Source organism: Dellaglioa sp. CoH-57-MRSF-22 (genome assembly GCF_056781895.1).
Genome location: NZ_JBXAXT010000288.1, coordinates 1 through 234 on the forward strand (window position 1 = coordinate 1; position 234 = coordinate 234).

Annotated in this window: 1 protein-coding gene; it reads right to left on the reverse strand. The window is 54.3% G+C overall.

Translation table 11 applies throughout. The annotated features are described in order from the left end of the window. A partial coding sequence (locus tag AC1RPR_RS09115; RefSeq protein ID WP_481763628.1) for a DUF7448 domain-containing protein occupies positions 1–234 on the reverse strand: 234 nt, incomplete at both ends.

Consider the following 234-nt stretch of genomic DNA (forward strand, 5'->3'; position numbering starts at 1 on the left):
CGTTCACGTGTTCGAAGTTGACAGACTCCGAATAGTAGCCGTTACTTTGGCCCAGCCATCGGATATCCACGTAGCCTCGGATGGTTGCGAGCTTGTAGAACGTCCACGTATACGAATCGACGTACTCGCCAGCCGGAGGCGGAAAGTCGGTATCGCTAACTTCCTCGGCCATGAGAATAGGTGTCCCGATCAGGTCGTTCACGTCCCCAGTTACCGACTCGATGTATACCGACT